Source organism: Cytophagia bacterium CHB2 (assembly GCA_030263535.1).
Lineage (GTDB): Bacteria > Zhuqueibacterota > Zhuqueibacteria > Zhuqueibacterales > Zhuqueibacteraceae > Coneutiohabitans.
Genome location: SZPB01000316.1, coordinates 1 through 7,406, shown reverse-complemented (window position 1 = coordinate 7,406; position 7,406 = coordinate 1). Strand labels below are relative to the sequence as shown.

General features: G+C 53.9%; 6 protein-coding genes. 2 read left to right on the top strand and 4 right to left on the bottom strand.

The genetic code is table 11. The annotated features are described in order from the left end of the window. From FBQ85_23210 to FBQ85_23195, 4 genes are all read right to left on the bottom strand, one after another. Nucleotides 1-489: glycine--tRNA ligase (locus FBQ85_23210; GenBank protein MDL1878052.1), on the bottom strand; the 489-nt coding region annotated here is incomplete at its 3' end. A 109-nt stretch (nt 490-598) separates the two neighbouring features. Then, nucleotides 599-1,399: a DNA repair protein RecO gene (gene recO, locus FBQ85_23205; protein MDL1878051.1), complete on the bottom strand. Its 801-nt coding sequence runs from the start codon at nt 1,397-1,399 to the stop codon at nt 599-601. A gap of 152 nt (nt 1,400-1,551) precedes the next feature. Continuing rightward, a complete protein-coding gene (locus FBQ85_23200) occupies nt 1,552-2,607 on the bottom strand; it encodes an agmatine deiminase family protein (protein MDL1878050.1) in 1,056 nt (351 codons plus the stop codon). Nucleotides 2,608-2,645: 38 nt separating this feature from the next. Next, nucleotides 2,646-3,560 (bottom strand): carbon-nitrogen hydrolase, encoded by a 915-nt coding sequence (locus FBQ85_23195; protein ID MDL1878049.1) that lies wholly within the window; start codon nt 3,558-3,560, stop codon nt 2,646-2,648. Nucleotides 3,561-3,932: 372 nt separating this feature from the next. Here FBQ85_23195 and FBQ85_23190 point away from each other — a divergent pair, with 372 nt between their 5' ends. Beyond that, entirely contained in the window at nt 3,933-5,060 is a 1,128-nt protein-coding gene (locus tag FBQ85_23190; protein ID MDL1878048.1) for a DUF3570 domain-containing protein, read from the top strand. 100 nt (nt 5,061-5,160) lie between these two features. Further along, nucleotides 5,161-7,406, top strand: a 2,246-nt coding sequence (locus FBQ85_23185; protein ID MDL1878047.1) for a hypothetical protein, incomplete at its 3' end; no start/stop codon positions are given.

Below are 7,406 nucleotides of genomic sequence, written 5' to 3'. Positions count from 1 at the left end.
GACGTTATACACATTCACGTAGATGCCCTGCGCCGTTTCAGGGCGCAAGTAAATGACGTTGGCCGCGTCTTCCACCGGACCCATGAACGTTTTGAACATGAGATTGAACAGCCGCGCTTCGGTGAATTTGCCTTCTTCCGCGCATTTGGCCGCTTTGCGGCCTTTATAGGCGGGCGAGGCACACATCGCGCCTTCGATTTGATCGGCGCGGAAACGGGCCTTGCATTCTTTGCAATCCACCATGGGGTCGGTGAAATTTGCCACATGGCCGCTCGCTTCCCACACGCGGGGGGGCATGAGAATCGAGGCGTCAAGCCCTTCGATGTCGTCGCGCGTCTGCACCATCGCCTTCCACCAAAAGTCTTTGACGTTGCGCTTCAGCTCGACGCCCAGCGGGCCGTAATCATAGCAACTGTTCAAGCCGCCGTAAATTTCGCTGGATTGAAAAATAAAACCGCGGCGCTTGCACAGCCCCACGAGTTTATCCATGAGTTTTTTGTCGTCAGTCATGTTCGGTTTTTGCTTTGCCTTTGTCAAAGTAATCGTTGGGTCGTTTTTGTCTGCTCGAAAATATACTCAGTTTCTCGCCAAAAACCAATCAACTCTTTTGCCGGGTTTGCAAGTCTTGTTTAATCTCTTTAACAAATTTTAATGATGAAAGCGCGCCGGCTTCCTCCAAATGATGCGAAAGGTAGGCGCGAAAGAAAGCGGCAATCTCCGCGGTTGCGGCCGGGGAAATTTTGAATCGCGTCAGTTTGGCCGGCGGCCACGTTTGAAAATTCGAGAGCACGCGCAGGCTCTCGCCGCTGAGCGGCAAAGCGCCGGTGTGCCCGGCGCAGTTGGGGCAAATGAAACCGCCGCGCGTCACGTGAAAATGCCAGACAGCAGCATCGCCGTGCTCACCCGAGGCCGTGCTGGGCGTTTTGCAATTCAAACAATACTGCAAATTGGGGGCAAGGCCGAGCATGCCCAGCAACTTCATCTGAAATCCCCAAAAGAGCAGGCGCGGCTCCTGCGCTGTGTTCATCGCGCGCAGCGTTTCCAGCAAAACGGGATACAAGCGCGGTTTCGCCTCGACGCCGGCTTGCGTCCGCCGGATCAATTCGCAACAAGCGGAGGCATAGCCCAGCTTTTCCAAATCCGTCTGCAATTCCGGAAAGCCCTCGAGACGCTCTGCTTGACTCATGAATTGCAGCTCGCGATTCTCCTTCTCATAATAGACCAGATGAACGACGGAGAACAATTCCAGGTTTCCGCGCAGCCGGCTTTTGCTGGTGCGCGCGGCTTTGGCGTCGAGTTTAAGCAGGCCATGCTCGCGCGTGAACAGCGTTACCAGTTTGCTCGATTCGCGCACGTTCATCGTGTGAATGACAATGCCTTCGGCTTTGACGATGCTCATAATCAGCAAAAAGTCTGAAACCGCGAAGTTTTGAGGCAAGCACCCTGAGATGGAAAAAACATGCAAAGGCGCGAAGCCGCAGAGATACCGCAAAGAAGAGTTTTGATGCGTCTTTGCGAAATGATATTTGTCCTTTTTCTGCAGCGATTGAATCAATCATCTGCAATCTGATTGCCGGCGAGCGCAGGTTGTTGTTGCGTCAAGCAATGCAGCGTGCCAAAGCCCCAGACCAAATCCACGGCATGTATGCCGATCACCGGGCGATCGGTAATCAATTCTGTCAGGATGCCAAGCGCATGGCGATCATTGGCATCATTGAACGTGGGGACGAGCACTGCGGCATTCGCGATGTAGAAATTCGCATAGCTCGCGGGTAAACGTATGCCTTTGAAGTAAAGCGGCGCCGGCATGGGCAGGGGGATGACGTTGATTTTTGCGCCGTTTTCCAGGCGCATATCCTGCAGCCGCTCGCGGTTTTCCTGCAACGGTTTATAGTTTTCATCGCCAGGATTTTTTTCCTCCACGAGCACGACGGTGTCGGGCGTCACAAAACGGCAGAGATCATCAACATGGCCGTGGGTGTCGTCGCCGGCGATGCCTTTGCCCAACCAGAGGATATTCGTAACGCCGAGATAATTGCGCATCATCGTTTCGATTTCCGCGCGGCTCATGCCCGGATTGCGCACTTGCGTGACGGGGTCAAGCAGGCATTCCTCGGTGGTGAGCAGCGTGCCGCGACCGTTCACGTCGATGCTGCCACCCTCCAGCACGAAATCTCCGCCGTTATGTTGCGCGCGAAAAATTTTGCAGCCGAGAACCTGCGCCGCGCGCGGCGGCACAGTGTTGTCTTTTTGCCAATCCGAATAGCGCGCCCAGGCATTGAAACCGAAATTGACAATGGCCAATTCAGATGCGGGCCGTTCGCGGGTAACGAACATCGGGCCGAAGTCGCGCGTCCAGCCGCGGTTGGTAGGAAAGCGAACGAACGCGATGCGCTTCAAATCAACGCCGGCTTGAGTCAGCAGTTTATGAGCTTTGGCTTCATGCTCCCGGGTTGCGACGATAATGCGCACCATTTCTCCGGGGGCGAGCTTGCGCACGATTTCGCCGTAAACCCATTGAATCGGAGCGAATTTGCCCGGCCAATCCGTGCGATTGTGCGGCCAGCCCAGCCAGGTGGCCTGATGTTTTTCCCATTCCGCGGGCATGCGAAAGCCCAGGCTTGCCGGCGTGTTAGCCTCTTGCGTTAAGATTTTGTTTGCCACGGCTCCTCATTCAGAAAACGCGCTTTGATGTCACCATACGCATCGATGCGCCGGTCGCGCAGAAACGGCCAATTGCGTCGAATCTCTTCGAGATGCCCAAGATCGATCTCACCGAGTAAAACTTCTTCTTTGTCCTCACTGCCTTCAGCCAGCAACACGCCTTGCGGATCACAGATAAACGATGATCCCCAAAATTGAATGCCGGGCCCTCCAGCGGCAGGAATCTCGTGGCCAACACGATTGACAGCCGCGAGGTAAATGCCGTTGGCAATCGCGTGTCCGCGTTGCACGGTGCGCCAGGCGTCGCGCTGCGCTGCGCCGTATTGCGCTTTCTCGTGCGGATGCCAACCGATAGCGGTCGGATAAAACAAGAGGCTCGCGCCGCGCAAGGCCGTAAGCCGCGCACCTTCGGGATACCATTGATCCCAGCAGATCAGCGTGCCGATGCGCCCGACTTTCGTATCAAATGCCTGAAAGCCAAGATCGCCGGGCGTGAAATAAAATTTTTCATAATACGCCGGATCATCCGGAATGTGCATCTTGCGGTAGAGTCCGATGATCTCGCCGTTGGCATCGATGATGGCAGCGCTGTTGTGATAAACTCCCGGGCCGCGGCGCTCGAACACGGGCGCCACCAGCACGACCTTTTGTTCGTGCGCGACAACTTGCAAGGCTTTGGTCGTCGGTCCCGGCACCGGTTCTGCAAGATCGAACAAGGCCACATTTTCCGTTTGGCAAAAATACTGCGAGCGAAACAGTTCGGGCAGGCAAATGACTTGCGCGCCTTGCCGCGCCGCTTCTTTGATCCAGTGAGTGGCGACGGCAACGTTCGCCTCGCCGTCTTTGCTCATGGCCATTTGCACGAGGCCGACGGTGAATTTTTGGGGAGTGGGCATCTCATCTTTCCTAATTTATAGTGTGCAGCGTGACGATTTTTTAACCAAAAAGTCAGCGAATGTCAAGCAAAAACTCGCCGCTTGCTGTGGCACAAGGCTTGTAATCAAAGTGCGCCCCCAAGCTGGCGAGCGTATTTTTTCGAATTTTGGGAGAATAACTCCAATAAAACGCAGGGCACCAGCGGGGCTTGCCTGATTTGGTTTGTGAGATCTGAGGCATGCAATCACGAAGCTGTAAATTCAGTTTCGGATTTGTATGAGCTGCAATCCGACCTCTTTCACCTGGCCGCACGGACGCGGAGATTTTGACGTGTTCACACGCCGGCTATGCCATTTTCCCTGATCAGGACGATCCTCTAACGATACACGACAATGAAGCGCATGCATTCCTATTTGCGGATAATTTTGTGCCTGGCAATCATCGTCGCGGTGCTCGGTACGGCGACGATGAGTTTCACCGACGACCGGGTGGCGTTGCGCACGCATTTCTTCACGGATAGCGGCGGCTTGTTGGTGCGCTCGCCTTCGTTGCAATTCGTTAAAGATTTGGCGCGCAATACGGCGCTCACGCTGCAATACAGTCTTGATCAAGTCACCATTCCACCGTATCGCGGCATCTCGGCAAAACCGTTGCCGACGGACGGCATTACCGGCGCCTCGAAACCCGTGGACGCTGCGAATCCCAATGCGAATTACATCAAAAACAGAAATGAAGTTGTTGGCAGTTTAAGCGCCGAGCGCTGGGCCGCAACGATTTATTATTCCGGTGAGAATGATTATGTCGGTCGTTTGCTCGGCGTCGGCTATAATCAAGATTTCAATCAAAAAAACACCAATCTGGCGCTGTCCGCCAGTTTCGGTTGGGATACTATAAAACCTTTGGGCCGCGACACCGCGTTTACGAAACGAAATTTTATTTTTGATGCGACGATTACGCAGTCACTATCACCGGTAACCAGTATGCGTTTTGGCGCGGATATTTCCAGCGCCAGCGGTTTTCAAAGCAACCCGTATCGCACCGTTTTTGTGAACGGGGGTTACACGTTGGAGACGCATCCGCAGCAGCGTTTGCGCATGGCCGGCTTTGTGAAGCTCAACACCTTCCTCAAACCGGCGAACGCTGCCGTGTGGCTGGATTACCGGCTGTACGGCGATGATTGGGGCGTTCGTTCGCATACACTCGGTTTGAAATTTTATCAAACCATGTCAAAGCGGCTGCTGCTGCGGTATCGCTACCGGTTTTACACGCAAACCAGCGCTTATTTTTACCGGATTGATTATCCGCTCGATCGCCTGACGACGTATTTCACGGCCGATTACAAACTCGAGCCATTCAACTCCCATCTCTTTGGCTTTCAAGTCGAGTATCAATTGGACAGACTGGGCGCACAACTCCCGTTACTCGATCGCTCGACGCTCGAAATCAAATACGAGCGCTTTTTTACCTCCAATAATTTCACGGCCAATATTTATCAGGTCGGTTTGAATTTCAGTTACTAACCGGCGCTTGCCGTCCGTTCAAAAATGCTGTTTGTTCAAAAGAACGTCTCCAATGAACAAGCAGGCATGAGGAACGCCAGCGCAGCCGCCGGAAGAGGAGATGCCCATGAACAATAAGTGGTGTAAGTTGCTTTGGCTGTTTAGCATGATTTATTTATGGTTTATCGGTGTGCCGGCATTGGGCCAGACGCCGTCTCCGAAAGCGCTGGGCTATCACCAGGTCGCGGCAAACGAGCCGATGGCGTTGGCGCTGCTGCTCGAACGAATACGAGACGGCATCGAAACAAATGATCCCTACTTGTATCTCAATGCGCTGGCAGAAGATTATCACGAAGCGCCGCTTGCTCAAGCAGCAGATGCAGAAGTCTTGCAAAAAAATGGCGATCATTTGCTCACAAAGCTTGGGCAATTAAATGGGCGCGCCGCTTTTCTGCAGGCTGCTTTGCGCCGTGAATCCGCCGGACGCGCACGCCGTGAGGCGCGTTTGGAAACATCAAATGTTTCATACGAAAAGGACCTGGCTTTTTGCACGCTTCGCGTTCGCGACGCCGGCGGCGTTCTGGCGCGCAGCGAGCTGCGGTTTCAACATCGAGGCGGCCATTGGCAGCTTGTGCAAGCAGAAGGCTTGTCTTATCTACCCGCATTTTTTGCGTCGTCCGCCGCAGAGCAATTAATAAAAACGATTGCCGAGGGCTTCTCCGTGCTCGCGGGCGTTTCTGCGCCTTCTTCCAAAACTTTTCTCGCCCAACCGATCTCCCGCGCATATCAAATCAACACGCTTTCACGCAGCGTAACGGCAGAGAAGCTGCAGCGCCGCCTCTTCAGCATGTCACATGGAAGCGCCTTGTTTGCACAAGTTCAAGAACGAACGCAATCGCCATATGTGATTGCCAATTATGTGCAATTCATTACCGATCCAGCGTGGAATCGCATCGTTTACGGAGATTACCAACGCTGGATCAAAGCCTGTGATGCAAAAGATACTGGCGTGGCGCTGCAACGGCCCACTGGCATCGTGACGGATCAACGAGGATTTGTTTATGTCGCAGACACTGGCAACCGGCGCGTGCTCATCTTGCAGCTTGCCGGTGCGGCGCACGATCTGTCGTTGGTTTATCGCGGCGTTATTGGACAGGATGAATTGTTGCAACCGGTGGAATTGGCCTGGGATGATCGCGGCACCATCTTCGACAAGAATGATGACCTGTTGTGGGTTGGCGATGCCGGAGATGCCACGCTCTTAGCATATCGTATTGGCGATGAATCGAATTCTCGTCTTGTGCATTATCATCATGAAGATTGGCGCAATCTTTCCGGTCTTGCGTTGGGCCGTTTTGGAGGCCGCAGCGACGGCCACATTTATCTCGCGGATGCGGGCACGCGGCAGGTTTATCGACTCTACTTCGATGGTGAAACGATCGCCGTTTTGAATACCTATCAAGGCGAGGCCGAGATGACGCCGGGCGCGTTGGCTTCCGATCACTGGGGTAATGTTTATCTCACCGATACGGCCATGCGCAAAATTCAAAAATTTTCTCCCGCGCTGAACTCGCTTGCCGTGCTGGCAACTGACGATACCAACTTTCAGCCACTGCGCTTCAATCCGTTGTTCGGCAGCGTGATCCTGGCTGATGGCCGGCAATTGTGGTCAGGATATGATCAAGCATTTCTTCTGGAAAATTGGACCGAGCAATCCGGCGGACGGCGCTACGAGCTTGGCATTGAATTTCAGCTCAAGCAAGCGCGCCTGTCACCGGAACTATCCGAATTACAGCTCGACGGCGTATTAACGGATGAAGGCCATTTAACAATTGAAGTGGTATCTGCCAAAAGTAATGAGTCCATGGCTGTGCTAGCCGCTTCCTGGCAAAACGCCGGTGAGTTGCGCATGATTTGGGATCGCCGTCAAAGCAATGGCGAGATGATTGCGCCCGGCCATTACAAGCTGCGCCAGACGCTGCAATCCACTTACAACAAACCGCCGGGTGTCGAAGAGAGTTCGGTTTTTTATCTGCCGTTGTATTACTACGAGGATTGCGGCGCAAGCGCAGCGCATGACGTTCATCGCATTCGCGGTCGCCGCCTTGCTGAAAACAATGCGCCTGAACAAACCGTGGTTACAGATGCACAAGAAGTCATTTATAGTTTCGATGATCTGCGCCCGGGTGTTTCTTACGAAGCGCGCGCGCGCTATGTCAGTTACTTCGGTGTTGTTGAACAAGCCTTTTACGCTGATGAAAATGAGTTGCATGCGCCCGTCAATGTCGGACGTGAAGCCTTTACCAGCGGCTGGCTGGAGATTCCGCCAGAAGCCGTGCGCGATGGCCGTGTGCAATTGCGCATCGT

Excerpts from the sequence above, each read along its gene's own strand:
- FBQ85_23200 (MDL1878050.1), bottom strand. The coding sequence starts at position 2,607 with ATGCCCGCGGAATGGGAAAAACATCAGGCCACCTGGCTGGGCTGGCCG.
- FBQ85_23195 (MDL1878049.1), bottom strand. The coding sequence starts at position 3,560 with ATGCCCACTCCCCAAAAATTCACCGTCGGCCTCGTGCAAATGGCCATG.
- recO (MDL1878051.1), bottom strand. The coding sequence starts at position 1,399 with ATGAGCATCGTCAAAGCCGAAGGCATTGTCATTCACACGATGAACGTG.
- FBQ85_23190 (MDL1878048.1), top strand. The coding sequence starts at position 3,933 with ATGAAGCGCATGCATTCCTATTTGCGGATAATTTTGTGCCTGGCAATC.